This window comes from Limimaricola hongkongensis DSM 17492 (assembly GCF_000600975.2).
GTDB classification, from domain to species: Bacteria; Pseudomonadota; Alphaproteobacteria; order Rhodobacterales; family Rhodobacteraceae; genus Limimaricola; species Limimaricola hongkongensis.
Genome location: NZ_KK088650.1, coordinates 350,804 through 376,759, shown reverse-complemented (window position 1 = coordinate 376,759; position 25,956 = coordinate 350,804). Strand labels below are relative to the sequence as shown.

Below are 25,956 nucleotides of genomic sequence, written 5' to 3'. Positions count from 1 at the left end.
CAGGGAGCCGGGCGTGAGGCTCTTCGCGCGGGGGTCGTCCCGGCCCCGGCCGGGGGCGCGCGGGCGCCTGCCCCGCTGCCGATCCCGCGCCGCCGCACGCATCGGCTGAACCCGCCGGCGGGCGGGTTACACCCCCGCGATCATGGCGCGCGGGGAAATAATCTGTCTTTCATATGGAAATGATCGCGCCGCGGGGCGCGAAAACGCCACGCGCCCCGGTGCGGGCGGCCGGTCGCACACGCCCCCCGCACCGGCCATGCGTCCCGATCGCCCGCCGGCCCCGTTCAGGCGGCCCCGTTCAGGCAGCCTTGATCAGCTGCCGGATGGTGGTGGCAAAGCTCAGCGGGTCGAAGGGCTTGGCAATGACGGCCGTGGCCCCGGCGCGCCGTAGGTCGTCGGCGGCGCTCGCCTCGGCCTTGGCGGTGCACATGATGACCGGCTTGTCGCGGTTGAGCGCCGACCCGCGCACCCGGCCGAGCATGGCGCGGCCATCGGGTTCGGGCATCATCAGGTCGAAGACGAAACCGTCGAACTCGGTGGCATCGATCAATTCGAACCCGACCGTCCCCGAGGTCGCGGTCGTCAGGTCGATGTCGTCCTCGATCTCGAGCGCGATCTCGACCAGCGAGACGATGTCTTCCTCGTTGTCCACGAACAGGATCTTCATGGCTAACCCACCTTTTCTTCAACTCTTGCGCCGCGCTCGATGGGCAGGACGACGTTGAAGGTCGTTCCGTGCGCCGTCTTGCCGCCCGGCTCGTTGACATGGATCGTGTCGAGTTCCAAGCGCCCGCCCTGCCGCGAGACCAGCTCCCTGGAAATGGCGAGCCCCAGCCCCGTGCCCGTCGCCTGCACCGTCGGCTCGTGCGCCGGTTGGGCGAAACGCTCGAAAATCGAGTTCCGGGCATGGGCGGGAATGCCGGGTCCGGTGTCGCGGCACCAGATCTTCACGGTATCGTCATCGCCCCGCATGGCCCCGATTTCGACCGTGCCGGCACGCGGCGAATATTTCACCGCGTTCGAGATCAGGTTGCCGAGCACCTGTTGCAGGCGCCGCTCATCGGCGCGGATCGGCAGATCGACGAGATCCTCGGCGATGCAGAGCCGCACGCCGAAACTGTCGGCATAGCCGCGCATGGCGGCCACGGCCTCGGCGACGACCTCGCCGGTCGACACCGACCCGAGCGTGATCACCAGCCGCTCGTGATCGACGGCCTGCAAGGTGAGCACGTCGTTCACCAACATCAGCAGCCGGTCGGCATTGCGCTTGGCCATGTCGATCAGCTTGCGCCCGCTCGGCGTCATCGTGTCGCCGAACCGGTCGAGATACAGGTTCAGCGATCCGCTCAGGGAGGTGAGCGGCGTGCGCAGCTCGTGATTGATCGATTCGATGAACTGCACGCGGGTGTTGGTCAGCCGTTCCTCGGCGCTCACATCGGTCAGCAGGCAGTAATAGGCCTGCCCGAGAAGGTGGTCGACCCGACTCATGCGGCAGCGGATCTCGCGGCGCTGGCCGTTCTTCATCGTGCCCAGCCGGACGGTGCTGCGCGCGCCCCCGGCCGCCGCCCCGTTGGCGCCGCCGATGACCGGGCGGTGCGGCCTGAGCATGGCGATCGCGGAGCGGGTGTCGGGCACGTCGAGCAGGTCGCGGGCGCGGCGGTTCGCGTTTTCCAGCTGGCCGCGCTCGTCGAAGACGACGATCCCGTCCTCCACGCTCTGGAAGATGGCCTGGAACTGGTTGCGGGCCTGGACCGCCCGCAGGGCTTCGGTCCGCGACCGCTCGAAGGCCTCGGCCAGCGCCAGCGACCGCTTTTCGGCGATATAGGCCGCGGCGATGGCGCAGGCATAGAGAAACGCCGAGATCATGGCGAAGGCCGCCGACCGCATCGCCAGCCCGGCCAGCACGGACGCGCGCGGCACGGAGACGCTGGTGGCGAGGTCCGAGCCGCGGATGCGGGCCCGGCTTTCCAGCCGCGCTCCGGTGGCGGGCGTGTCCCCGGCCGCCGAGCTGAACGCGATCGGGCCGTCATCGGAAGCGATCTCGATGACCATATCGGGGTCATAGCGCGTGTCGGCCAGCAGGGCCTCGAAATAGTCCTCGTCCAGAGAGGAGGCGATCACGCCGCGCACGGGCTGCGTGTCGTTGGCGATCGGCCAGGCCACGGGCGTCACCGAGGCGCCGGTGGGGCGGCCGATGATCGGCTTGCCCAGCGTGTAGGCGCCGGGGGCGAGGTCGAGCGCGTTGCGGAAATAGGCTCGGTCGGACACGTCGACCCCGATCAGCCCCGGCAGGGTGGACCACAAGACGATGCCACCGGGGTCCACCACGGCGATGACCCCGATCTGCTCGGATTGGCGGGCGATGCGTTGCAGCCGTCCCCCGTAGGTGCCTTCGAAATCCTCGATGCCGCGCAGCTCGCGCCGGCTCAGCTCCTCGATCACCCCCGTCATCTGCACCGTGGCGAGATCGAGCGAGCTCAGGAAGGTCTGGTTGAACAGCGACGCGACATGGTTGAGCCGCTGGCGGCCCGACTCGATCGTGCGCTGGTAGTCGAGATAGATCAGCGCGCCGAGAAACAGCGCGACCGCCAGCGTCAGAACCGAGGCGCGCAGGATCAGGCGCCGGGATTGCCGGGTGGCGGCCTGGGCGACCTGGCCGAAAGCATGGAACCCGCCGAGATTGATCCTATGCGCCATGGGGCGCCGCGACATGGATGCGGCCCGCCCCGTCATTGCGCGCGCCCTCCAGCGTGCGGAACGCGTCCCCGAGCACCTCGGAGGACCGGCAGCCGGGATCGCCGACCGCGAGCGCGATGCTCACGGTGGTCTCGCCACCACGAAGCCGGTCCCGCAGCCCCGACAGCGCGGTCTCGACCCGACCGGCCACGCGCTCCAGCCGCGCGACCATCTCGGAGCGGCTGCGCCCCAGGCTCGCGCCGCAGAAGCTCTCATCTTCCCAGCGCACGAGGATGTCGCCGGCCGGCATCTCGATCGCGGCGAGACAGCGCGACACGGCGGCGATGATCGCATCGCGATCCGCGGGCAGGAAATCGGTGGCATTGCTGGCCAGCGCGTCGATCGACAAGGCATAGACGCAAAGCGGCTCGCTCCCGTCCAGCGTCGTCAGCGCGTCGAGCAGCGTGTGCTGGTCGCCCAGAAGCCCCGGCACATGCGACCGGCGCGGCGGCGCCGCCGCGGTCATGGCGGCCGGATCGGCCGGGGACTTGCGCCGGTCCAGCTCGGATTTCAGCCGCAGCTGCGCCTTCAGCCGGGCCTGGAACTCGACCCGGTCGAACGGCTTCATCAGATAGTCATTGGCCCCGGCCATGAAGGCGCGCGACAGCGACCCCTTGTCGGTGCGGCTGGTCAGCATGACGATCGGCACGTCGCGCCAGGCTTCGACCTGGCGCAGCCGCGCGCACAGCTCGATCCCGTCCATGCCCGGCATCATGATGTCGAGCAGCACGAGATCCGCCGTCTCGCTCTGCCCCGACAGGGTTTCGAGCGCCTGTATCGGGTCGGAAAAGGTTTCGACCGTGTCATAGCCGAAATCCGCGAGGGTCGCGACCACCAGTTCCCGTGCGATGTCTGAATCATCAACCGCAACAATCTTTCTCGACATCGCTCAATCCTGTTCAATGATCTGGAAAATTCGCCAAGGCGCATGGGAGAACCTGAGCGCGAAAGCCGGCGACCCGTCTTCTGCAAGCTGTGGAAACGCCCCGAGCAGCCGGTCGGGCTGGGACACCGCGTCGGGCAAATGGCGCACCGCGATCCAGTCGCCACGCGGCCGCCCGCCCTGCAGCGTGACATCGTAGGCCGTCTGACCGGCCACCAGCAATCCATCGATCCGCCCCATCGCGGTGACGAGGCCGGGATTGCGTTCGACATCGGCCAGCACCCCGTCGCGCCCGGCGAGATACGCCGCCGCCGCCCGGTCGGCGGCGCGCGTGTCGGCCACCGCCACGCCGCGCGCCGCCTGCAACAGCCGCAGGCTTTCGGCGCCGCCGCCCGCCCGGATCGACCAAAGCCCCAGCGGCACCGACGCCACCAGCACCGCCGCGATCACCGAGGCGCGCAACCCGCTGGGCGGCCATGACCGGATCGCGACGATGACGAGCCCCAGCGCCGGGGCCGCGACCACGACCGGGTCCGCCTCGAGCCCGTAGCCGAGATTGAGCACCGCCCCGCCGATCAGGCTGCAGGCCCCCGCCAACAGCGGCAGGAAAAACCGCGGCACGCCGCGCGTGCGCCACAGCGCCGCGGCCACCACGGCCAGCGCGCACAGCGTGGGCAAAAGCGCGTCGAATTCGAACCGCGCGCCGGCCGCGACGGCACCGGCCGGGAAGATCTCGGTGTCGAGCACCGAGGCCACGAAGACGAGCGAGCCGATCGCCGCGACCGCCGGAAAGAACATCGACACGATATAGCCGAAGGACGAGGCGGCGAGCATGCTCGGCCGCGCGGCGATGACGATGAACGGCAAGGTCCCGAGCGTCAGCATCAGCCCGTAGCCATGCGAAACCGGCATGATCAGCAGCCCGACCGCGACCTTCATCATGTCGGGCGCGGTGCCGTTCAGCCGCAGGTTCAACAGCCCCCGCGCATAGATCCAGAACCCCAGCAGCAGGAACATCGTACCCGGCCCGTTCACCAGCGCGCGCAAGAAGAACGGGTTCATCGCCAGAAGCGCCACGATCAGCCCCGCCGACACCCGGTCATAGGCGCCGCGCTCGCGCAGATTGCCGAACCACGCATAGAGCAGCAGCGCCCCGATCGCCGCGGAGACCAGCAGCGGCACCGGGATGCCGGTCCGCGGCACCAGCGCCTGCACCACCAGCGTGACGGCATAGGGCAGCGGCGGATAGAACGGATCGGTGCCGCGGAAGGCCTGCGGCCCCTCGACCTGGAGGATCGTCTTGGCCCACATCTGCACGGTCGCATCCGAGACGAAGCCGTGCATCTCGACCCACAGCACCGGCAGCAGCAGCAGCCCGAACAGCGGCACCGTGTAGATGCCAAAGCGCAGCAGCCGGGTCATGTCGCCACCTCGGCGTCGCTCTTGGCGGCGTCCAGCTCGTTCGCGGTCTGCTTGGACAGGCCGTGCTGGGTCTTTTCCCAGTAGAACGGGTTGCTGATCAGCTGCTTGAGCGCCTTATAGGAGGCGATGGTCATCAGCACCCAGTAGCCCAGCACGCTGATCCCCCACGGCGCGAGATCGGTCCAGCGGCGGCGGAACGGCGCCACCATGGTCAGGTAGACCAGCAGCGCGTTGCCGGCCAGCAGGTTCAGAAGCGACATGTAGAGCAGGATCGGCGGGAAGAACGGTTCGATCGCGTCGGCGCCGAAGATCATCCAGACCAGGAAGGTGGCCCAGAAGATCGGGTTCAGAAGCCCCGACAGGAAGGTGCCGCCGATGAAGAAGACGAAACCGATCACGCCCGGCAGGCCGACGCTGCGATACAGGTGGATCGGGCGCCGCGTGTGCACGAGAAAGGTCTGCATGTAGCCCTTGATCCAGCGGCTGCGCTGCCGGATCCAGTTCGGGATGGAGACGTTCGCTTCCTCGTAGGTGGTGCTGTCGATGACGCCGACGCGGTAGCCCTTCTGCGTCAGCCGGATGCCGAGATCGGCATCCTCGGTGACGTTGAACGGGTCCCACGCGTTCAGCTCGCGCAGCACGTCCATGCGGAAATGGTTCGAGGTGCCGCCCAGCGGGATCGGCACGCCGAGCCGCTCCAGCCCCGGCAGCATCAGGTCGAACCACAGCGAGTAGTCGAGCGTGAACATCCGCGTCAGCCAGTTCTCGCGCGCGTTGTAGTAGTTCAGGCGGCACTGGATGCAGGCGGTGTTGGGCGAACGCTGGCGGAAGGCGGCGAGCACCTTCTTGAGCTGGTCGGGCTCGGGCTTGTCCTCGGCGTCGAAGATCACGAGAAAGTCGCCGCGCGCGTATTGCAACGCATAGTTGCAGGCCTTGGGCTTGGTCTGCGGGTGCGACTGCGGCACCTGGATGATCTCGAACACGCCTTCGAGTTCGAGCGCCCGCGCCGCGGCGATGGTTTCGTCGTCGGTCTCTTCGAGCACGATCTTGATGTCGAGCTTGGCCAGCGGATAGTCGAGCTTGCGCAGCGCGGCCGTGAGGATCGGCAGCACCTCGGGCTCGCGGAACATCGGCACCAGCACGGTATAGACCGGCAGGTCGTCGTCGCGCATCGCCGCCGCCTCGGCCGCGATCGCGCGGGAGTAACGCTCCTGCACCTCGCCGCCGACCCAGACGAGCACCGCCTTGAACAGGAAATTGCCGGTGTAGAACAGCGTCATGACCACGTTGAGCGCGATCAGGCTGGCGACGGGCGCGGTGGCGAACCCGACCAGCAAGGCGCTGATCATCAGGTAGATGGCGACCACCTGCGGCGGCGTGATGACGCTCTTGGCGGACATCACCGGGTCGGTATCGGCCAGGCCGTAGACCGCGCGGTGCAGCTGTTCTTCGCGAAAGGCGGTCTGCAGCGCCCAGGAAATGTCGAGCTGCGGGGCGACCACGATCTCGACGTCGCCGGGATAGGTCTCGATGATGTGCAGCAGCGTGCGCGGGCCGGGCCGGGCCGTCGCGACCACCAGCGTGCCGCCTGCCATCCGGCGCACCGGGATGGTCAGCGCGTCGGTCATCGCCGTCACGTCCTGCTGCCGCACCAGATCGATGTCGGGCGGCGCCTCGAAGAGATCGACCAGACGCAGGTCGTAATAGAAAGCGAGCGCGCGATACAGCTCGCCGGGCTTGAGCCAGCGGCGGCTTTGCAGCACCTCGATCAGCCCGACATGCCATTCCTCGGCGCGCGCGGTCGCCTCGTCGAGCTGCGCCGGGGTCAGAAGACCCCGGTCGAGCAGCAGCTCTCCGATCGCCGCGCTGTCGCCGTCGAGCGCCATTCGTCAGCTCTCTTTGCCGCGCCGGGCCCTGCGGTACACGCCCTGCAGGAAGCGCACGACCACGAGGGTGAGCGCGAGCCAGGCCGCGCCGATGATCCAGGGGCGGTACTGCGCGATGACCTGCATGATGTCGCGCCGGTCGGGATAGGTGATGTCGACCAGATCGCCGCGCCGGGTCGACGTGACCAGCGCCACGCCCCGGTCGTCGATGAAGGCGAGATCGCCCCGGTCGAGCAGGAGCGGCGTGTCCATGGTCGGGCGCGGCGCGGGCCCGGTGCCCGGACGCAGCCAGATGCCGGGCCGGTCGCCGATCTCGACGATCTGCACCACCGCCGCCGCATCCATCGCCGCACCCGCATACAGCGTGTCGCCGGTGCCGTCGCGGACCTCCACGCGCCCCTGGTCGAACCGCAGCCCGGCCTCGGCCCCCTCGGGCGCGGTCTGCCCGATATAGAGGAAGGGCCGCGATGCCGCCTCCTCCGGCGTGGCCGTGACCGTGTCGCGCATGGTGAGATCGGCGGCGTCGGGCAACAGCGCCCCGGCGATCGGCAAAAGCCACGGCATGGCGTCACCAAGCTGCGCATCCGGCGCCGTCACGATGTCGACCCCGCCGGAGAACGCCTGCCGCATCAGGTAGAAATCATTCGCCGCCTTTGGCGCCTCGCCGAGGGTGAACCGGCTTTGCGGCAGGATCTGCGCCGGGTAGCCTTGCGGCTTGAACAGGCAGTTGCCGCCTTCGACCTGCCGCTGCACGAGGATCTGCATCTGGTTCTCGCGGCCGACCAGCCCGTCCGGGATCGCGAATTCCATCCAGACCGGTTCGGCATCGTCGAGCGGGCGGCTGCCCAGCAGGCTGCCGTTGAGATAGGCCGACACCGTCACGCCGCGCCCGTTGGGCGAACGCGCCGCGCCGACCAGAAGCTCGACCCCGTCCGGCAGCCGGCCGGCGGCGAAATCATCGGCGGCAAAGCTGAAGTCGAAGGTGCTGCTGCCGGTGACCATCTGCTGCAGCTGGGGCGTGCCGAGCGTGGCGAAGCTGACCGTCTCCCCGGCCCCGTCGCGCGGCGGGGCGAGCGTCGTCGCGCCGCCGCCGTTCTGCGCCAGCGCGCGCCAGCGGCTGGCCGCGAGCGCCAGCCCCAGCTCGGGGTCCGCGCTGCCGAAGCTCAGCCCCGGCCTGGCGGTCCCCGCCAGCGTCACCGACCCGGCTTCGGCGCCGGTGGCCTTGTCGTCGAGAGCGAAGGTCACGGAGCTCCAGCCCGGCGCGGTGCCCGCCTCGGGGCCCGCCTCGGCCCGCCCGGCGGTCACCAGACCGTATTCGGCGTCGTACAGCGCCGCGGCCCGCAAGGCGAAAGGCAGCGCGCGGGCGGCATCGACCCCCCTGCCCGCCTCGAGGATCTTGGCCGGCGGCATCACCTGCGCGACCCGGTCGATCGTGTCGAGCGCGGCGCGGTCCAGCGCGAGGGTGAGCGACGAGCCCGGCAGGATCTGCGCGAAATCGCCCGAGGAGCGTTCGTCGAAACAGATGTTGTCCGAGCTGGCCCCCGCATAGGCGATGCCGATTTTGACAAAGCCGTTCTGCGCGGCCTCGGGCGGCAGCTCCAGCGTGATGGTGCCGCGCGTCTGGTCGGCGGGCAGCGGCTCGGCATGGGCGATCACGTCGTTCACGCGCAGCTTGAGATGCCGGGTGACGTCGAGCGTCTGCCCATGCACGAGATCGAGCCGCAGCGTCATGCCCTCGATCGCCGCGCGGGCGCCGACCGGAAAGAACGCGACCGCCTCGCCGGAGAGCTGCTGGAATTCCAGCCCCGAAGGATAACCGATCTCGGCGAGGTCGATCTTGCGGACGAGACGGCCGGCTGCGGCATCGCCATCGGGGGCGTCGGGGGCCGCGACCTGCGCCAGACCGCAGGTCGGGATGGCCAGGGCGACGATCAGGGCCCTGAGGCTGGTAAAACTCATTCAGACAGTCCGCATCATTTCTTCAGTTCGAGAAGCCGCGCCACCGAGGCGCGAATGTCGTCCAGCGCGGCGGCCCGGCCCGCCTCGGCCTCCAGCCGGCCGCCTTCGAGCACCGCGAGCCCGCGCCGCGCCTCGGCCGTCATCTCGTCGAGACCGAGCATCGCGGCATTGCCGGTCAGGTCGTGCAGCGCGAGATGCAGATCGGCGGCGGCACCGGGCGCGCCTTGCTCCACCCGCCGGATCTCGGCCTCGATCCCCCCCAGTCTCTGCTCGAGATTCGCAAGGAATCTGTGGCGGATCTGGAGTACCTTCTCGGCATAATCGGTCAATTTTAACGCTCCGTCATGTTCTGCAAGGCTCTAGCACAATGCGGCCGCCGCGGCTCTCGATCCCGTGCCGTCAAGGACAGGCCGGGCGCGCGGCTGTTGCCCGTTTGCCGCGCCCGGCCTGTCACCGGGCCGCGTCATCCGCAAAGACCACCCGGAAGGTCGTGCCCTCGCCCTCGGCGGTCTCGAAGGAGATCCTGGCGCGGTGCTGGTCGACGATGGCCTTCACGATGTTCAGGCCAAGCCCGTTGCCGCCGCCGAAGCGGAAGGTCTCGGATTCGCTGCGGGTGAACCGGTCGAACAGCACGGGCTGAAGCTGCTCGGGGATGCCGACGCCGTGATCCCTGATCCAGAACCCCGCGGGCCCGCGCAGCAGCCCGAGCTCGACCGTCCCCGAAGCCGGCGACGCCTTCATCGCGTTGGAAAGAAGGTTGTCGACGACCTGTGCCAGCCGGGTCGGGTTGGCCTCGACCATGACCGCCGCCGCGTCCTCCCCGACGATCTTCAACTGGACCGCGTTGTCCCTGGCGATGACCGCGTGATCGCGCACGCTGTCACGCAGCAGCGCGCCCAGATCGGTGGCCTGCGTGGTCATGGAAAGCTGGCCCGATTGCAGCCGCCCCGAATCGAGGATGTCGTCGATCAGCAGGTTCAGCCGTTCGGTGCCGCGCAGCGAGATCTCCAGAAGCCGCTGCCCCCGCTCGGGCAGGTGATCGGAAAAGCGGCCCAGCAGCTGGAGCGACCCGGAGATCGTCGAGGCCGGCGTCTTGATCTCGTGGCTGACCACCGAGATCGCGTGATCGCGCTGGCGCTCGACGCGCTTGCGCTGCGTCACGTCGCGGATCACCGCCAGGTAGCCAAGCCGCTTGCCGTCGCGCGTGGTCAGAAGCGTGGCATGGGTTTCGCCGGTGAACTCCTCTCCGTTCTGCCGCCGGTACCGCATTTCATACGGTTCGAACCCGCCGGTGGACTTGGCGTTGAACCGGCGCGCGCCGGCCTGGTTGTACTGCTCGAAATCGGAATAGAGGATCGAGGTCTGCCGCCCCTGCAGATCCTCCGGCCGAAAGCCGAACATCTCGCGCACCGTGCTGTTCGTCATGGTGATCCGGCGTTCCTGGTCGGCCACGATCACCGAGCCGGGAATGGCCTCGAAGACCGCTTCGAGCAGCGTCGTCTTGCGCTCCAGCTCGGCGGTCTGGATCGCCCGCTCCCATTCCTTGGAGAACCAGCGCCCGAAGAACCGCACCAGCGCGTGCTCATCGGCGTCGAAGGCCCGGCTGCGCGGCCGCGCCGAGGAGAAGTTGAGCGTCCCGAACACGTCGCCATTCACCACCAGCGGCGTGCCGATATAGCTCTCCAGCCCGAAATTGAGATAGCAAGGATGGGTCGCGATCCGCGAGGCCCCGGCGTGATGAAAGCTCGTCACATCCTCTGCCACGAGGGTGTGGCAGCAATAGGTTTCGGACAGGTTGAACGGCGTCCCCGGCGCGGGCGGCGCCTCCCCGTAGCTGTGGATGACCTCGTAGCGGCCACCCTCGACGAAGCTGATGATGCCCAGGTCGAGCCCCAGCGCCTCGCAGCCGATCGCCAGCAGCTCGTTGGCCTTCTGCTCGAACGATTTATCCGGGTCCGCCGCGATATAGTAAAGCCGTCCCGGATAGGTCTGGGGAAAGGGCACGAAACCCGTCTCTCCCGCGGTCTTCGTCGAAGGGTGGAGCATGCGTTCTGCCTGCCTCGATTATGGAAATTGTCGCTGGACCAAGAGCTTCTAACATCAGGGCGCCATCCCCTGATCAATACAGAACCGGCACTTTGTGGTGATATTGTGGTCCGGATACGGGCCGGGCACGGAGCGGACACGGGCCGATCGGGCGGTGCGCCATGCGCGCGCCGTCACCGGGCGCAGGCGGTAGAAGCCGCGCCGCCCGCCCGGCGATCATTGCCGCCTAGACCGTGCCGCGGATCCGTTCGGCCAGCCGCGCCAGTGTCTCGCCGCCGCGCCCGTATTCGGAGCGGGGGGCGGCCGCGGCCCCGTCGTTGAGCATGTTGCAGATCGCCCCGAGCTGCGCGGGGGTCAGCGCGCCATTCGCAAGCAACGCCTCGATCAGCAGGACCAGGGCGGCATTCGTGGCACCGCTTTCCTCCTTGGACCGCGTCTTGGCGAAGTCATCTGCGAGCGCTGCGATTTCATGAGCAATCGCCTCGGATTGCGCCTTTGTCATCTGGGACACGGGGATCATCCAGTTCGAAGCCTGTATCTCGAAGTATATTGCGGCGGCACGGCTTCAACCCGACAGCGAGAGTTCCCCGGTTTTGACGCAGCGTGACAACCCGGATTTCGTCGCACGAACCCGCAGGCGGCACCCCGGGCCGCGTGGCACGAAGCCCCGGCAAAACCGCGTCGGACGATCAACCTGTCTGGTGATATGGCGGAGCGAGAGGGATTCGAACCCTCGAGACGGTTCCCCGCCTACACACTTTCCAGGCGTGCGCCTTCGACCACTCGGCCACCGCTCCGTTGCGGGCCTAGTAGCCAAGCCGCGGCGGCTTTGCAAGGGCCGGAACACGCCTATTTCCGCGGTTGATTGTGCCCGCCCCGCCGGTCCCGCATAGTAGGTGCCTCAGAGACTGCACGAGATACCGCCTTGATGACCCAACCGCCCCGCCTGCCGCTGCGATCCGATGACCGCGACCGCGCGCCCGTGCCGCGCGATCCGCACCGGGTGCAGGACGTGGCCCTGATCATCATCGCCTTCGCGGTGGTGCTGTTTTTGCTGGTGCAGGCGCGGTTCCTGCTGATCTCGCTGGTCACCGCCATCGTCATCTTCTCGCTGATGAGCGACGCGATCAGCTTCATCGCGCGGGCCCGGATCGGGCCGCTCGCGATCCCCAACTGGCTCGCCTCGATCGCCGCGGTCGTGGCCATCGCCGCGGCGCTGCTGTCGCTCACCTCGATCGTGCTGGCGCAGATCAACACCGTGCTGATCACCACGCTGAGCTATGCCGACCGCGCCCCCGAGGCGATCGCGGCGCTGTTCTCGTGGCTGGGCGAAAACACCGAGGCCGCGGTGCTCAACTCGCTGCAGACGGTCGAGCTGGGCGGCTATATCCGGGCGCTGGCCAGCCAGGCGGGCAACCTGATGCAGGGCACGGTGCTGGTGATCCTGTTCGTCGGCTTTCTCTTTGCCGAACGGGTCTGGTTCTCGACCAAGCTGGTGAACTTCACCGGCGACCCGGTGCAGGCCGACCGGGTGGGCCGGATCATCGGCTCGATCATCCGCCGGGTGAACCGCTACCTCGCGGTCAAGACGCTGGTGTCGGTGATGACCGGGATCATGGTCTGGGCGCTGGCGGGGCTGTTCGGGCTCGAACTGGCGGTGCCCCTGGGCATCCTGACCTTCCTGCTGAACTACATCCCCAATATCGGTTCGATCGTGGCCACGGCCATGGTGGCGCTGGTCGCCTATGTGCAGCTCGGCGACCCAGCGGCGACGGCGGCGATCTTCGCGATCACCGGGGTGGTCCAGTTCGTCAACGGCAACGTGCTCGACCCGATGATGATGGGCCGCGCGCTCCGGCTGTCGAGCTTCGGGATCATCATCTCCCTCGCCTTCTGGGGCGCGGTCTGGGGCATTCCGGGGATGTTCCTGTCGGTGCCGATCACCGTGGCCGCGATGATCGTCTGCTCCGAGATCCCGGCGCTGCGCCCGCTGGCGATCCTGCTGTCGCGCGAGGGCCTGCCCGAGCCCGAGATCACACCGGCACCGCCGCCCAACGCCTGACCCCCGACGCCGAAAGAAAGGCCGCCCCGGCCGGGCGGCCCTTGCGGTATCCGGCGCCCTCACCCCTGCGCGTCCGGCTCCTCTCCATCGGCGCGCGCGGCGCGAAGCGTTTCGGGGTTGCGCAGCCACAGATCCTGCTGCGGGAACGGGATCTTGATGCCTTCCTCGGCAAAGCGGCGCGCGATCTCGTGGTTCATCTCCGACTGCACCGCGATGATGAAGTTGATGTCGCGCAGGAAGGCCCGGATCTCGAAGTTGAGGCTGGAGGGCCCGAAGCCGCGGAACAGCACCGCCGCCTCGGGGTTGGCGAGCACCAGCGGATGCAGGTCGGCCACCTCCTGCATGATCTGCTGCACCCGCACGAGATCGCTGCCATGCGCCACCCCGACCGGCACGATCACCCGGCCCACCGAATTGCCGCGGGTCCAGTTGGTCACCTGGTTCGAGACGAGATCGGCGTTGGGCACGATCACGTCGGTCTTGTCGAAGGTCTCGATCCGGGTGGAGCGCACCGAGATGTCGCGCACATAGCCCGACTGGCCGCCCACCTCGATCCAGTCGCCCTCGCCTATGGGGCGCTCGATCAGCAGGATGATCCCGGCCACGAAGTTCGACACGATGTTCTGCAGGCCGAAACCGATCCCGACCGACAGCGCACCGGCGACGATGGCGAGGTTCGACAGGTCGAGCCCGGCGGTGGTGATCGCGAGAATCGCCGCCGCGGTGATGCCGACATAGCCAAAGCCCACGGCGACCGCGTTCTGGCCGCCGATGTCGAGCTTGGTGCGCGGCAGCACCACCGAGCGCAGCGCCCGCTGCACCAGCCGGGTCAGCGCGTAGCCGATCACGAAGATCACCATCAGCCACATCAGGTCGGTCGGCTGAAGCCGGGTGTCGCCGAAGGAATAGCCCTCGCGGAAACGGGTCCAGACCTCGGCCAGATCCTCGGGGCGCGCGCCCCAGATCAGCGCCCCCACCGGCACCGCGGCGAGGATCAGGAACAGCCCGATCAGCACCGGCACCAGCGCGTCGCGCGCCAGGTCCTCGGACCCCGTCGCCACCGTCCAGACGTCGAAGACCAGCCGCTGCAAAAGCACTAGCACCCCGATCAGCATCATGGTCTGGATCGCGGGCACGAGGATCGCGTCCGACAGCGCGGCATAGCCCAGAACCGACAGCACCGGCGCCACCACCGCGACGGCCATGGCCACCTTGCCCAGCACCGACAACAGCCCCTGCCGGAACCCGGTGGTGTCGCGGCGCGACGTCTCGGGCAGCGCCGAGGGCGCGGCGGTGGCCGCCGCCGTGTCGCGCGCCACCCCCGCGAGGGTTTGGCCGAGCAAGAACAGCGGCACCGCCACGAACAAGAGCAGCGGCAAGGACAGCACCGCCTGCGCGCCCTCGGGGGCGGCGGCGGTGGAGATCAGCGCCTGCGACACCTGCGCCAGCGCGATCGCCCAGCCAAGCCACATCACCTGCCGCCGGGCCCGGCAGTCTGCCGGGCCACGGCGATGCCCGCGATCGGCCTGCGCCGCCTCGGGGCCGAAGAACTGCCCCGCCATCCAGCGCGCCAGCAGCACCGCGATCCCCGCCAGCGGCAGCACCATCAGCAGCGGCCCGGCGCGTGGCCCGGTCAGCCCGGCGAGATCGAGCGCCCGCGCGATCAGCACCAGCCCGCCGAACGGCAAGGCCACCTGCCCCAGCGACACGAAGAAGCCCAGCGCCCGCGCGCCGCGGCGATCCGCCTCCAGGATGCGGCGGCGCAGGCGGCGGGCCCAGAGCCCGGCCCGCATCAGGAGCCCGCCCAGCAGCCCCAGAAGCAGCACCTCCGCCAGCACCGCGCCCAGATCGGCGCGCCGCGACGGCGACAGCCAGCCAGCCCAGATCTCGGTGCCCAGCGCCTCCAGCCGTTCATACATAACGATCAGCGCGCCGGGCCAGAGCCCCGGATTGAGCGGCGACGGCCCGCGATCGCCCAGCGCCCGGCCGCGCCGCTCGCGGATCAGCCGGTCGATCTCGCGGATCAGCCCGTCGGCATGGGCATAGGATTCATCGGCAAGCCGCACCGGCGCGCGCAGCCGCATCAGCTTGTCGCTCAGCGCGGCGCGGCGCGCGGCGATGTCCTCGTTCTCGCCCCCCGCCTCGGGCGCCGGGCCCAGCGCGGTAAGCTGCGCCTCGACGGTGCCGATGCGCGCGCCATTGGCGCCGCGCGCCTGCTGGAACCGGTCGCGCCAGATCACCAGCTCCTCGCGCAGCCGCTGCAGCGCGAAATCCGACCCCTGCCCGCGTTCGGAGATGGCCTCGCTGCGCGCCGCTATGCGTTCCCAGCTTTCCCAGTTCACGCCGCTTTCGGTCAGCACCGCCGACAGCGGCCCGGTGCCCGGCAGGCTGGTTTCGGCCCGGCTGTAGGCGGTAACCGGGGTCAGGGCGGGGGCGGACGCCTCCGGCGCGGCCCGGTCGGCCTCCGCCTGCTCCGACCCGGCCCCGTCCTCGGGCGCCGCCGGGCTCAGCGCCTCTTCGACGCTGGCGGCGGGGCCATCCGGCGGGATCACCTCCGGCGCGGCGGGCTCCTCCTGCGGGGCCGCGTCGAACAGCCCGCCCGTCGCGGGGGCGATGCCCTGCGCCACGGCGCCCCCCGCCCCGAGAACGAGCCATGCCGACAGCACCAGACGGGCCGCATGACGCGCGCGCCTGGCGATCGCCGGGATGCGGGCGCTCATGCGTCCTCGAAGACGCCCGGAATGGAGGACGGGCCCTTGCCGAGCCAATCCGGCGTCGGCAGGCCCTTCGATTTCAGGAAATCGGGGTTGAACAGCTTGGACTGGTAGCGCGTGCCGTAATCGCACAGGATCGTCACGATGGTATGGCCCGGCCCCAGCTCGCGCGCGAGCCGGATCGTCCCGGCGATGTTGATCCCCGAAGAGCCGCCAAGGCAGAGCCCCTCATGCTTGAGCAGGTCGAACACGATCGGCAGCGCCTCGGCGTCGGGGATCTTGTAGCTGTGATCGGGGGTGAAGCCTTCGAGGTTGGCGGTGATCCGCCCCTGCCCGATGCCTTCGGTGATCGAGTCGCCCTCGGATTTCAGCTCGCCGGTGGTGTAGAAGCTGTGCAGCGCCGCGCCCTCGGGATCGGCGAGGCCGATCTTCACGCCGCGGGGCTGCAGCGCCATGCCGACGCCGGCCAGCGTGCCGCCGGTGCCCACCGCGCAGATGAAACCGTCCACCTTGCCTTGGGTCTGTTCCCAGATCTCGGGGCCGGTGGCGTCGATATGCGCCTGCCGGTTGGCGATGTTGTCGAACTGGTTGGCCCAGAGCACGCCTTCGGGCGTGGTGCGGGCCAGCTCCTCGGCCAGGCGGCCCGAGTAGCGGACATAGTTGTTGGGGTTGCGGTAGGGCGCGGCGGGCACCTGCACCAGCTCGGCGCCGGCCAGCCGCAGCATGTCCTTCTTTTCCTGGCTCTGGGTCTCGGGGATGACGATGACCGTCTTGAAGCCCATCGACGCGCCCACCAGCGCCAGCCCGATGCCGGTGTTGCCCGCCGTGCCCTCGACGATGGTGCCGCCGGGCTTGAGCGTGCCCTTCTCGACCGCGTCGCGGATCATCCACAGCGCGGCGCGGTCCTTGACCGACTGGCCGGGGTTGAGAAACTCGGCCTTGCCCAGGATTTCGCACCCCGTCGCCTCGGAGGCGGCGCGCAGCCGGATCAGGGGGGTGTTGCCGACGGCGGCGGCGAGATCGGATTTGATGTCCATGGGGCAACCTTTCCTCGTGTTGTCCCGAGCAATATGCAGCGCGGCACGCAAACTCAAGGCACAGTCCCGCGCGCCTCGGCGCGCAACCGCGCGCGTTGACCCGCCAGCCAATAGAGCATGGCCAGCATCGGGATGACGTCGATTTCCCCGCTCTGCGCCAGCGCCATGGCCCGCTCGAACGGCACGGCATGCAGCCGCAGATCCTCGTGCTCCTCGGGCAGCCCGCCGCGCCAGCTCTCTTCCTGCGGCAGATCCGCGATCGCGAGGAAACAGTGGAAATGATCGGAGCTCGCCCCCGGCGAGGGATAGCCGTCGAAGATCGGGATCAGCGTGCCGAGATCGAGCCCCGCCTCCTCGCGCGCCTCGCGCAGCCCGGCCTCCTGCGGGGTTTCGCCCGCATCGACGATCCCCGCCACCGGCTCGAGGCTCCACGGGTTGGCCGCGCCGCGCCGCATCGGCCCGCTGCGGAACTGCTCGACCATGAGCACCCGGTCGCGGGCCGGGTCATAGGGCAGCACCAGCGCCGCGTCGACGCCGACCAGCACCTCGCGCGGCAGCGCTTCGTTGCGGCCGCCATCGAAGCGGCGATGCGACACGCGCATCGTCGCGAGCTTGAAGAACTCGCCCGACAGCGGCGCGTCGAGCCGCCATGCGGCGTCCTGTGGTGCCGCGTCATGGCGCAGCGTCGCGGGCGCCGGGGCACGGGCCGCGCGGCACCGCGCGCTGGCCCGCGCCGCGATCATCGCCGATTGCCGCGCAAAGCTCTGCGGGCTGAGCGGCGGCGCGTGATCGGCGATCTCGCCCGCCATGAACGCCCAGCGCGCGCCCTGCCCCGCCCGCCATGCCGACCGGTCCCATGCGGGCGCGCCCGGCGCCGCCTCCGGCGATTGCAGCCGGGCCATGCGCGGCGCGTCCCCCTCAGGGATCACCCGCGCCGCGCGTCCCCGGTGGCCCAGCGCCGCGCCATAGGCGGCGAGCCGCGCGGCTTCGGCCCCGGTCAGGGGCGGCACCAGCAGCCCTTCGACCGCCGCGCCCTCCTGCGCCACCAGCGCCGGTTCGGCGTCCGGCGCGCCGACCATCGCGTGCCCCGGCAGCCATGCCGGGCGGCCGCCCGGGGGCCGCCCCGTGACCGCCTCGAAGGTCGCGGCCTCGGCCAGCGGCCCGAACACGAACAGCTCCACGGGGGTCACGCCGCGCGCGACTGGGTCAGTTCGAGCAACAGCCCGATGCCGATCCCGCCCAGCACCAGCATCGCGATCTGCTGCGGCGTCGCGAGGCGCTGCGCGCTGTCCAGCATGAAACGGACCATCGCCTCCAGCGCGTCGACCGGGTCGCGGTAACGGCCGCGCATCCCGGTCCGCATCATGAAGATCACGCCATGCGTCACGAGGATCAGCGCCGCGCCGATCAGCGCCGCGGTCAGCCCGTTGCTCACCCCTTCGAGCACGCCGCCCCCGGCGCGCGGACCGGCGACGAACCAGCCGACAAGCGCCCCGATCCCGGCATTGATCGTGCTGGCATGGGGCGCCCTGAACATCCCGTCGAGCAGGGGCAGCGCCAGCTCGGAGGCCACGAAGCCCAGAGCGGCGAACAGCAAGGCTGCGACGAGTTTGGCGGCGGTGGGCATCGACGTCTCTCCTCGGGCCGGCCCGGAGGGCCGGGCGGTCAGGCCGGGCGGATCATGCTGAACTGGGTAACGTCGCAATTGCCCGAGCGGAAGGTGCTGGCACAGGCGCAGAGATAGAAATTCCACATCCGCCGAAACCGCGCGTCGAAGCCCAGCCGCGCCACCTCGTCCCAGCGGGCGTTGAAGCTGGCGTGCCACTGGCGCAGCGTGCGCGAATAGCTGTCGCCGAAGGCCATCTGCCCGGTCAGCCGCAGCCCGGCCTGTTCGCTCAGCCGGCGCAGCACGCCGGGGCTGGGCAGCATGCCGCCGGGAAAGATGTATTTCTGGATGAAATCGACGCCGCCGCGATACTGCGCGAAGCGGTGATCCTGCAAGGTGATGACCTGCAGCGCCGCCTGCCGCCCCGGGCGCAGCCGATCGCGCAGCGCGTCGAAATAGACCGGCCAGTAGCGTTCGCCCACCGCCTCGAACATTTCGATGCTGGCGACGCCGTCATACTGGCCGCGCGCGTCGCGGTAATCGAGAAGCTGCAGCTCGACCCGCTCCGACAGCCCCGCCCGCGCGATACGGGCGCGCGCATAGTCGAGCTGTTCGCGGCTGATGGTCAGCCCGGTGACCTTCAGCCCCCGCTCGGCGGCGGCGTATTGCGCGAAACCGCCCCAGCCGCAGCCGATTTCCAGCACATGCTCGTCCGGACGCACCCCCATCCGGTCGACGAGGCTTTCGTATTTGCGCCGCTGTGCCGCCTCGAGGCTTTGCTGGCTGCCCTCGAACAGGGCCGAGGAATAGGTCATCGACGGGTCGAGCCAGAGCGCGTAGAAATCATTGCCCAGATCGTAATGGTGGCTGATGTTGCGCCGCGCCTGCGCGCGGGTGTTGGCGCGCAGCCAGTGGCGCAGCCGCTCATAGGTGCGCAACAGGCCGCGCCCCGGAAACCCGTCGAACAGCACCTCGACCTCGTCATGCACCAGATCGAGCAGCGCCAGAAGATCGGGCGAGGACCACCCCCCCTCGACATAGGCCTCGGAAAACCCCAGATCGCCTTCGCGGATCAGCCGGGCGAAGCAATCGGGGTCGTGGATGCGGATCTCTGCCTGCGGCCCCGGCGCCCCGCCCGCCGCACGAAACCGCCGCCCGTCGGGCAGCACGATGTCGAGCCGCCCGTGCCGGATCATGCGCGTCATCTCGAAGACCTGCGCGAAATAGCGCGGCAGGTCGTCTTGCCCTTCGGTGCCGGTCAGGATCATCGCATCCGCGCCTCCCCGCTCTCCGGCTCCAGCTTACGGATCGAAGCGGTCTTGTCACGTGGCGCCATGCGGACAAATCCATGGCAGGGCTCAATTCCCGCGCGCCTTGTAGGCCGCGAGCGCCCTGTCGCGCCCCTCCGCCGCGCCGACGATGGGATCGGGATACGTTATCCCGGCCGACAGTCCCCAGCGGCGCGGCACGGCGGCGAGGAAATCGCGGGCCGTCTCGGGCGGCGTCTCTTGCCCTTCGGCGATCCAGGCGCCGACATAGGCACCGTCGGGGTCGAATTTGCCCAGCTGGGTTTCGGGGTTGTAGACCCGGAAATAGGGCGCGGCATCCGGGCCGGAGCCCGCGATCCACTGCCAGCCCAGCGCGTTGTTGGCCGGATCCCAGTCGACGAGGCACTCGGCGAACCAGTCATGGCCGATCTTCCAATGCGTCATCAGGTGCTTGGTCAGGTAGCTTCCGACGATCATCCGGGCGCGGTTGTGCATCCGCCCCGTGGCATAAAGCTCGCGCATCGCGGCATCGACGAAACGCATGCCGGTGCGGCCCCGCTTCCACGCGGTGACGGCCTCGCTGTCGGCCTCCTCGGACCACGGAAACCGGTCCCATTCGGCCCGCCAGTTGCGCGAGACGAGCCGCGGCGTGTGGTGCAGCAGGTGATAGGCGAACTCGCGCCAGACCAGCTCCTTGCGGAAATGCTCGGCGCCCTCTGCCCCGGCCTCGCGCGCAGCTAGCGCGGCGCGGTAGCAGGTCCGGATCGAGATTTCGCCATAGGTCAGGTTTTCCGACAATCCCGATGTGCCCTCGATGTCGGGCCGGTCGCGGGCGATGGCGTAATCCTCGATGCCTCGGGCGATGAAACGGTCGAGACGGGCGCGCGCCGCTTGCTCTCCGACGGTGAGGTATTTCGCCACCACCGCGCCGCCGCGCCGCATGTCGCGGCCCATTTGCCAGTCCTCGATCCTCTCGCTCTCGGGCCAGTCTTCCGGCGCGAGGAGCCGCGACGGCGCGGGCAAGGGCGCGCCGGGATCGCGGTCGCGCACCGCCTTCATGTAGGGCGTGTAGACCTTGTAATACCCGCCCGTCCCGGTTTCGACGCTCTCGGGTTCGAACAGCAGGTGCCCGCCGAAATCGCGCGTCTCGATGCCTTCGGCGTCGAACCCCTCCATCACCTCGGCGTCGCGGGCGCGCGCGGCCGGGTCGTAGGCGCGGCTCCACCACACGGCGCGCGCGCAGGTCTCGCGCGCCAGCGCGCGCAGCACGCCAAGCGCCCGGCCCCGCCGGAGCACCAGCCTCGATCCGATCGCGTCGAGATCGCGCGCGAAACTTTCCACCGACAGCCCGAGCCGGAACCGCGGCGCGGCGCCCTGTTCCTCGACCACCTCGTCATGCACGAAGACCGGGATCAGCGGCGCGCCGGTCTCCACGGCCTCGGTGAGCATCGGGTGGTCGGCCAGCCGCAGGTCGCGGCGCAGCCAGATCAGGATCGGGGCGGTCATGTCGGGATCTCCTCGGGCGTTTGCAATCGCCAGCTAGCGCCCCCGCCCCGCAATCAAGCGCGACCTTCCGGCGCGCCCCGCCGGAGGCGGCCGCGAGGGATGGGCGCGAGGGATGGAAATCTTCGGTCAAGGTCCGGGGTTTTCTTCCCGGAACGCCGCCCGAACCGCCTGGCTCAAGGGCTGCGCGAAAGCGGCGGCCCCGGCAGGGGGCCGCCGCAAATGTCTTACTTCGCGGTGTTGCGCCGCTCGTTGCGCAGGCCGATGAAGATCGTCACGCACATGAACAGCAGCACGAAGGTGAACGGAAAGCCGGTGGCCACCGCCATCGCCTGCAGCGCCGCGAGACCGCCGCCCAGCAGCAGCGCGATCGCGACGAGGCCTTCGAACACGCACCAGAACACCCGCTGCGGCAGCGGACCGTCGGTCTTGCCGCCGGCGGTGATGGTGTCGATCACCAGCGACCCGGAATCCGACGAGGTCACGAAGAACACGATCACCAGCACGACACCGATCATCGAGGTGATCCTGGCCAGCGGCAGCTGGCTCAGCATTTCGAACAGCTGCACCGGCAGCGCCGCCTCGGCCGCGCCCTGAAAGCCGTCCTGCACCACCTGGGTGATCGCGGTGCCGCCGAACACGCTCATCCACAGCACGCAGACGAGGCTCGGGACCAGCAGCACGGCGATCATGAACTCGCGCACGGTGCGGCCGCGGCTGACGCGGGCGATGAACATGCCGACGAAGGGCGACCAGGAGATCCACCACGCCCAGTAGAACGCGGTCCAGCCCTGGCTGAAGTTGGCGTCCTCGCGGCCGAACGGCTGGCTCAGCGCCGGGAAGTTGGTGATGTAGGCCCAGAGCGACCCGAAGAAGGTCGAGATGATGGTGCCGGTCGGGCCGACGAAGAGCACGAACAGCAGCAGCGCGAAGGCCAGCATCATGTTGATCTCGGAGGCGCGCTTCACGCCGCCGTCGAGACCGGCCATGACCGACACCAGCGCGACCGCGGTGATGCCGATGATCAGCAGGATCTTGAGCCCCGCGCCGGTGCGGCCGATTTCGTCGCCCTCGGGGTTCAAGAGCGGGTTGTTGTAGGACAGGCCGAACACCGCGCGGGTGTTCTCGGCGGTGTCACCGGTGCCGAACAGAAAGTCCATGCCCGCGATCGCCTGCTCGGCGCCGAAGCCCAGCGAGGTGGCGAGACCGAACAGCGTCGCGAAGACCGCGACCACGTCGATGATGTGACCGGTCCAGCCCCAGACCTTGTCGCCGAAGACCGGGTAGAAGGCCGAGCGGATCGAAAGCGGCAGGCCCTGGTTGTAGGAAAACAGGCTCAGGCCCAGCGCCACCACGGCATACATCGCCCAAGGATGCAGGCCCCAATGGTAGATCGTCGCGGCCATGCCGAGCATGCGCGCCTCTTCGGCGTCGCCCGCGGCCCCGGCCAGCGGCGCCCAGCTTTCGGGCGTGCCCGCGCTTTCGGCGAAGGAGGTCGAGAAATGCGACAGCGGCTCGGAGACGCCGTAGAACATCAGGCCGATGCCCATGCCGGCGGCGAACAGCATCGCGAACCAGCCCGCATAGCCGTAATCGGGCGTGGCATCGACGCCGCCCAGACGCACCGAGCCCAGCGGCGTCACGATCAGCAGCAGGCCGAACAGCACGAAGATGTTGCCGCCCAGGATGAAGAACCAGCTGAAGTTCGAGGTGAGCCAGTCGCGCACGCTCTCGAACAGGGCGGTCGCGGCTTCGGGCACCATCAGCGTGCCGAGAACGAAGGCCACGATGCCCAGACCGGCGATCAGGAAGACCGGGTTGTGAATATCCAGGCCGAACGGGCCGATCTGCGTCTGGATGTTGTCCTGGCCGACCTCATAGTCGGTTTCGTCGATGAGCCGTGGTTCCTCCACGGCGTTCGGATCTGTGTCCGGCGTCGTCATCGTCACCCCCAATGCTGTATGTATCACGGATACCTAGCCCCGGCCGGGGAAGGTCAAGAAATCCTGCGTCTGTCACATCCTAGCACGAAATGCGACCCCACAGGGCCTTTCGGGGCCGCATCACCGCCCCGCCCCGCAAGCGCCGGCCGCCAGGACGCGGCACCCCCGCCCCCCGAAAGGCGGGCCATGACGACCGGTTCCGCGCGGCCTCCTGCGCGCGCCCTCCCGGCGGGAAGGCGCGCGGGCGGGCTTCAGCCCGCGACGTCGACCACGACGCGGCCGCGCACCTGCCCGTTGAGGATCTCGGCGCCCAGCGCGGGCAGGTCGTCCAGCCGCGCGGGCCTTATCATCGCGCGCAGCTTCTCCATCGGCAGGTCGCGCGCGATGCGGTCCCACGCCGCGACGCGGTTGTCATAGGGCTGCATGACGCTGTCGATCCCGAGCAGGTTCACGCCGCGCAGCAGGAACGGGATCACCTTGGCGGGCAGATCCGCCCCCCCCGCGAGACCGACGGCGGCGACCGAGGCGCCGTAATTCATCTGCCCCAGCACCCGCGCCAGCATCGCGCCGCCGACCGCGTCGACGCAGCCCGCCCAACGTTCGCTTTCGAGGGGCTTCTTCGTGGTCTCGTTCAGCTCGGAGCGGGCCACGATCGAGGCGGCGCCCAGATCGCGCAGGTAATCCTCGGTCTCGGGCCGGCCGGTGACGGCGGCGACCTCGTGGCCGAGCGAGGCGAGAATCGCGGTCGCGACCGACCCGACGCCGCCCGCCGCCCCGGTGACCAGAACCGGCCCCTGCCCGGTCCTGAGCCCGTGCCGCTCCAGCGCCATCACCGCCAGCATCGCGGTCAGACCGGCGGTGCCGACCGCCATCGCGTCGCGCGCCGACAGCGCCTCGGGCAGCGGCACCAGCCAGTCGGCCTTGACCCGGGCGCGGGTGGCATAGCCGCCCCAATGCGCCTCTCCGACGCGCCAGCCGGTGAGGATCACCTTGTCGCCGGGCGCGTAGCGGGGGTCGTCCGAGGTCTCGACCGTGCCCGAGAAATCGATGCCCGGCACGTGCGGATACTGCCGCACCAGCCCGCCGCCCGGCCCGATGCACAGCCCGTCCTTGTAGTTGAGCGTCGAATATTCGACGGCGACGGTCACCTCGCCCTCGGGGAGCCGGTCGTCATCGAGCTCCTGCACCGAGGCGCGGGTCGCGCCCCCTTCGTCCTTCTCGACCAAAAGCGCCTTGAACATGGGCATCCTCCCTCGCGGCAACAGCGTTCCGGCCCGCATGAATGCACGTCGCGCCCCGCGGCGCAATCGCGGGCCTCTCGTGACGCTTGATGCGGCAGGGATGCGCTTCTAGGCTTCGATTGCCGCGCGCATCCCGCGCAACCAACCGGAGCCATTGCATGAATCACCTCCGCCACCTCGGGGCCGCCTCGCTGGCCGTCTCACTGGCCGCTCTCGCCGGCACCGCCGCCGCGCAGGACGGCAGCCTGACCGTCCTCGATTACCCGGGATTCGAGGACCCGGCCTTTCACGGCGCCTATGTCGACGCGCATGGCGCGCCGGAGTTTTCCTTCTTCGGCGACGAGGAAGAGGCGTTCCAGAAGCTGCGCTCGGGCTTTCGCGCCGACATCACCCATATCTGCGCGGGCTCGGTCACCAAATGGGTCGATAGCGGGCTGCTGGTGCCGTGGGACACCGCGCGGATCGACGCCTGGGGCGATCTCGACCAGAACCTGACCGGGCAGAAGGTCGGCGGCGCGCGCGAGGAGGTCTATTTCATCCCGACCGATTTCGGCTCCACCGCCATCGCCTACAACCCCGAGGAGGTGCCCGAGGAGGACGTGGCCTCGCTCGAGGTGTTCAAGAACCCCGCCTATGCGGGGCGCATGACGCTGCCCGACAATGTCGACGACGCCTATGCGCTGGCCTATCTCGCCACCGGCACCACCGACTGGACCCAGGCCGACGACGCCGCCTTCGAGGCCGCCAGCGACTGGCTGCGCGAGGTGCATCCCAACCTGCGCACCTACTGGACCGACCCCGCCGAGCTGAGCCAGCTTCTGTCCACCGGCGAGGTGCTGGTGAGCTGGGCCTGGAACGAGACCTATCCCGCCATGGTCGAGGAAGGCCGGCCGATAGGTTTCGCGCGCGAAACACGGGAAGGCTCCTCGCTGTGGCTGTGCGGCTACGTGAAGATGAAGGACGCGCCGGGCTCCGAGGATCTGGCCTACGACTACATCAACGCGATGCTGTCGCCCGACTCGGCGCGCCCCCTGCTCGAAGCGGGCTACGGCTCCTCCAACACCGCCGCGCTGGGCGAGATCGGCCAGAAGGAGCTCGCGGCCTCGGGGCTGGAGACGATCGAGGTGCCGGTGCTGGCGCAGCTGCCGATCCCCAACGCGCGGCGCGAGCAGCACGCCGAGACCTTCGAGATGATCAAGTCGGGGTTCTGACCCGGCGACAGGGGCGGGTTTTCAGGCCCGCCCCCCTTTTCACCGCCGATCCCCGCGCCTATATTCGTCATGTCCTTTCGGGGACTATGGACATAAACGCGCCTGTAATAAGCGGATCGGACCCGGGGGCGGTACCCGGCGGCTCCACCACACATCCCTCGTTGGGGGCAGATGGGGCCGAAACAGGATCGACGAACGTGTAAAGAGGTCTGCTTTGTCTCGGTGAGGTACCACCGATATCGGTCCAAAATTGTACAGTTGCCAACGACAACCGTGCTCCGGCAATGGCTGTGGCTGCCTAAGCAGTCTCGGTCCGCCGAAACTTAAGTCCTAGCGCCTAGCCGCGTTAGGCGGGGTTCGCAGGCACCTGGCAACAGAAGCCTGCACTTCCCCCCTCTCCCCCCGCGCAGTTCCGCATGGACAAGTTTCTTGCTCCGCG

General features: G+C 69.2%; 19 protein-coding genes, 1 tRNA gene and 1 other RNA gene. 3 read left to right on the top strand and 18 right to left on the bottom strand.

All coding sequences use genetic code 11. From position 1 onward, the window contains the following. Nucleotides 1-298: 298 nt before the first annotated feature. From LOKHON_RS06465 to LOKHON_RS06420, 10 genes are all read right to left on the bottom strand, one after another. Nucleotides 299-667, bottom strand: coding sequence for a response regulator (locus tag LOKHON_RS06465; RefSeq protein WP_017928444.1), 369 nt, complete (start codon nt 665-667; stop codon nt 299-301). Between the two features lie 2 nt (nt 668-669). Beyond that, nucleotides 670-2,697: an ATP-binding protein gene (locus LOKHON_RS06460; RefSeq protein WP_162561764.1), complete on the bottom strand. Its 2,028-nt coding sequence runs from the start codon at nt 2,695-2,697 to the stop codon at nt 670-672. Next, nucleotides 2,687-3,622: a response regulator gene (locus tag LOKHON_RS06455; protein ID WP_017928442.1), complete on the bottom strand. Its 936-nt coding sequence runs from the start codon at nt 3,620-3,622 to the stop codon at nt 2,687-2,689. Before LOKHON_RS06455 ends, LOKHON_RS06460 begins: the two co-directional genes overlap by 11 nt. A 3-nt stretch (nt 3,623-3,625) precedes the next feature. Then, nucleotides 3,626-5,041 carry a hypothetical protein gene (locus tag LOKHON_RS06450; RefSeq protein WP_017928441.1) on the bottom strand — a complete coding sequence of 472 codons (1,416 nt, stop codon included), beginning with the start codon at nt 5,039-5,041 and terminating at the stop codon, nt 3,626-3,628. Continuing rightward, nucleotides 5,038-6,927, bottom strand: a complete 1,890-nt coding sequence (locus LOKHON_RS06445) for a glycosyltransferase family 2 protein (protein WP_017928440.1) — start codon at nt 6,925-6,927, stop codon at nt 5,038-5,040. Before LOKHON_RS06445 ends, LOKHON_RS06450 begins: the two co-directional genes overlap by 4 nt. Before the next feature lie 3 nt (nt 6,928-6,930). Continuing rightward, nucleotides 6,931-8,886, bottom strand: coding sequence for a cellulose biosynthesis cyclic di-GMP-binding regulatory protein BcsB (locus tag LOKHON_RS06440; protein WP_017928439.1), 1,956 nt, complete (start codon nt 8,884-8,886; stop codon nt 6,931-6,933). Nucleotides 8,887-8,900: 14 nt separating this feature from the next. Beyond that, the gene (locus LOKHON_RS06435) at nt 8,901-9,215 is read right to left on the bottom strand and encodes an Hpt domain-containing protein (protein WP_017928438.1); all 315 of its coding nucleotides are present in this window, start codon (nt 9,213-9,215) and stop codon (nt 8,901-8,903) included. 121 nt (nt 9,216-9,336) lie between these two features. Continuing rightward, nucleotides 9,337-10,932: an ATP-binding protein gene (locus tag LOKHON_RS06430; protein ID WP_017928437.1), complete on the bottom strand. Its 1,596-nt coding sequence runs from the start codon at nt 10,930-10,932 to the stop codon at nt 9,337-9,339. 226 nt (nt 10,933-11,158) lie between these two features. After that, nucleotides 11,159-11,443, bottom strand: a complete 285-nt coding sequence (locus LOKHON_RS06425) for a hypothetical protein (protein WP_162561763.1) — start codon at nt 11,441-11,443, stop codon at nt 11,159-11,161. A gap of 196 nt (nt 11,444-11,639) precedes the next feature. Beyond that, nucleotides 11,640-11,729 (bottom strand) — tRNA-Ser (locus LOKHON_RS06420). Between the two features lie 131 nt (nt 11,730-11,860). Here LOKHON_RS06420 and LOKHON_RS06415 point away from each other — a divergent pair. Beyond that, the gene (locus LOKHON_RS06415) at nt 11,861-12,994 is read left to right on the top strand and encodes an AI-2E family transporter (RefSeq protein WP_017928435.1); all 1,134 of its coding nucleotides are present in this window, start codon (nt 11,861-11,863) and stop codon (nt 12,992-12,994) included. A 59-nt stretch (nt 12,995-13,053) separates the two neighbouring features. Here LOKHON_RS06415 and LOKHON_RS06410 read toward each other — a convergent pair whose 3' ends face one another. The 8 genes from LOKHON_RS06410 to acuI form a co-directional block, all read right to left on the bottom strand. Next, nucleotides 13,054-15,714, bottom strand: coding sequence for a DUF3772 domain-containing protein (locus LOKHON_RS06410; RefSeq protein WP_051585586.1), 2,661 nt, complete (start codon nt 15,712-15,714; stop codon nt 13,054-13,056). Further along, nucleotides 15,711-16,745 carry a cysteine synthase A gene (locus LOKHON_RS06405; protein ID WP_017928433.1) on the bottom strand — a complete coding sequence of 345 codons (1,035 nt, stop codon included), beginning with the start codon at nt 16,743-16,745 and terminating at the stop codon, nt 15,711-15,713. Before LOKHON_RS06405 ends, LOKHON_RS06410 begins: the two co-directional genes overlap by 4 nt. 53 nt (nt 16,746-16,798) lie before the next feature. After that, nucleotides 16,799-17,935, bottom strand: coding sequence for an NUDIX domain-containing protein (locus tag LOKHON_RS06400; RefSeq protein WP_162561762.1), 1,137 nt, complete (start codon nt 17,933-17,935; stop codon nt 16,799-16,801). Continuing rightward, nucleotides 17,932-18,372 carry a TrgA family protein gene (locus tag LOKHON_RS06395; protein ID WP_017928431.1) on the bottom strand — a complete coding sequence of 147 codons (441 nt, stop codon included), beginning with the start codon at nt 18,370-18,372 and terminating at the stop codon, nt 17,932-17,934. The genes LOKHON_RS06400 and LOKHON_RS06395 overlap by 4 nt, the downstream gene beginning before the upstream one ends. A gap of 38 nt (nt 18,373-18,410) precedes the next feature. After that, nucleotides 18,411-19,619: an SAM-dependent methyltransferase gene (locus LOKHON_RS06390; RefSeq protein WP_017928430.1), complete on the bottom strand. Its 1,209-nt coding sequence runs from the start codon at nt 19,617-19,619 to the stop codon at nt 18,411-18,413. Between the two features lie 90 nt (nt 19,620-19,709). Continuing rightward, the gene (locus LOKHON_RS06385; RefSeq protein WP_017928429.1) at nt 19,710-21,125 is read right to left on the bottom strand and encodes a cryptochrome/photolyase family protein; all 1,416 of its coding nucleotides are present in this window, start codon (nt 21,123-21,125) and stop codon (nt 19,710-19,712) included. Between the two features lie 224 nt (nt 21,126-21,349). Further along, on the bottom strand, nt 21,350-23,065 hold the full coding sequence (locus LOKHON_RS06380) for a BCCT family transporter (protein ID WP_051059647.1): 1,716 nt from the start codon (nt 23,063-23,065) through the stop codon (nt 21,350-21,352). A 251-nt stretch (nt 23,066-23,316) separates the two neighbouring features. Further along, a complete protein-coding gene (gene acuI / locus LOKHON_RS06375; protein ID WP_017928427.1) occupies nt 23,317-24,306 on the bottom strand; it encodes an acrylyl-CoA reductase (NADPH) in 990 nt (329 codons plus the stop codon). A 158-nt stretch (nt 24,307-24,464) separates the two neighbouring features. Between acuI and LOKHON_RS06370 the strand changes: the two genes are divergently transcribed. Together LOKHON_RS06370 and ssrA are read left to right on the top strand one after the other, a co-directional pair. Further along, nucleotides 24,465-25,517 (top strand): extracellular solute-binding protein, encoded by a 1,053-nt coding sequence (locus LOKHON_RS06370; RefSeq protein ID WP_017928426.1) that lies wholly within the window; start codon nt 24,465-24,467, stop codon nt 25,515-25,517. A gap of 32 nt (nt 25,518-25,549) precedes the next feature. After that, nucleotides 25,550-25,905: a transfer-messenger RNA gene (gene ssrA, locus LOKHON_RS06365) on the top strand. Nucleotides 25,906-25,956 lie beyond the last annotated feature (51 nt).

Excerpts from the sequence above, each read along its gene's own strand:
- LOKHON_RS06465 (WP_017928444.1), bottom strand. The coding sequence starts at position 667 with ATGAAGATCCTGTTCGTGGACAACGAGGAAGACATCGTCTCGCTGGTC.
- LOKHON_RS06460 (WP_162561764.1), bottom strand. The coding sequence starts at position 2,697 with ATGGCGCATAGGATCAATCTCGGCGGGTTCCATGCTTTCGGCCAGGTC.
- LOKHON_RS06455 (WP_017928442.1), bottom strand. The coding sequence starts at position 3,622 with ATGTCGAGAAAGATTGTTGCGGTTGATGATTCAGACATCGCACGGGAA.
- LOKHON_RS06450 (WP_017928441.1), bottom strand. The coding sequence starts at position 5,041 with ATGACCCGGCTGCTGCGCTTTGGCATCTACACGGTGCCGCTGTTCGGG.
- LOKHON_RS06445 (WP_017928440.1), bottom strand. The coding sequence starts at position 6,927 with ATGGCGCTCGACGGCGACAGCGCGGCGATCGGAGAGCTGCTGCTCGAC.
- LOKHON_RS06440 (WP_017928439.1), bottom strand. The coding sequence starts at position 8,886 with ATGAGTTTTACCAGCCTCAGGGCCCTGATCGTCGCCCTGGCCATCCCG.
- LOKHON_RS06430 (WP_017928437.1), bottom strand. The coding sequence starts at position 10,932 with ATGCTCCACCCTTCGACGAAGACCGCGGGAGAGACGGGTTTCGTGCCC.
- LOKHON_RS06415 (WP_017928435.1), top strand. The coding sequence starts at position 11,861 with ATGACCCAACCGCCCCGCCTGCCGCTGCGATCCGATGACCGCGACCGC.
- LOKHON_RS06410 (WP_051585586.1), bottom strand. The coding sequence starts at position 15,714 with ATGAGCGCCCGCATCCCGGCGATCGCCAGGCGCGCGCGTCATGCGGCC.
- LOKHON_RS06405 (WP_017928433.1), bottom strand. The coding sequence starts at position 16,745 with ATGGACATCAAATCCGATCTCGCCGCCGCCGTCGGCAACACCCCCCTG.
- LOKHON_RS06395 (WP_017928431.1), bottom strand. The coding sequence starts at position 18,372 with ATGCCCACCGCCGCCAAACTCGTCGCAGCCTTGCTGTTCGCCGCTCTG.
- LOKHON_RS06390 (WP_017928430.1), bottom strand. The coding sequence starts at position 19,619 with ATGATCCTGACCGGCACCGAAGGGCAAGACGACCTGCCGCGCTATTTC.
- LOKHON_RS06385 (WP_017928429.1), bottom strand. The coding sequence starts at position 21,125 with ATGACCGCCCCGATCCTGATCTGGCTGCGCCGCGACCTGCGGCTGGCC.
- LOKHON_RS06380 (WP_051059647.1), bottom strand. The coding sequence starts at position 23,065 with ATGACGACGCCGGACACAGATCCGAACGCCGTGGAGGAACCACGGCTC.
- acuI (WP_017928427.1), bottom strand. The coding sequence starts at position 24,306 with ATGTTCAAGGCGCTTTTGGTCGAGAAGGACGAAGGGGGCGCGACCCGC.
- LOKHON_RS06370 (WP_017928426.1), top strand. The coding sequence starts at position 24,465 with ATGAATCACCTCCGCCACCTCGGGGCCGCCTCGCTGGCCGTCTCACTG.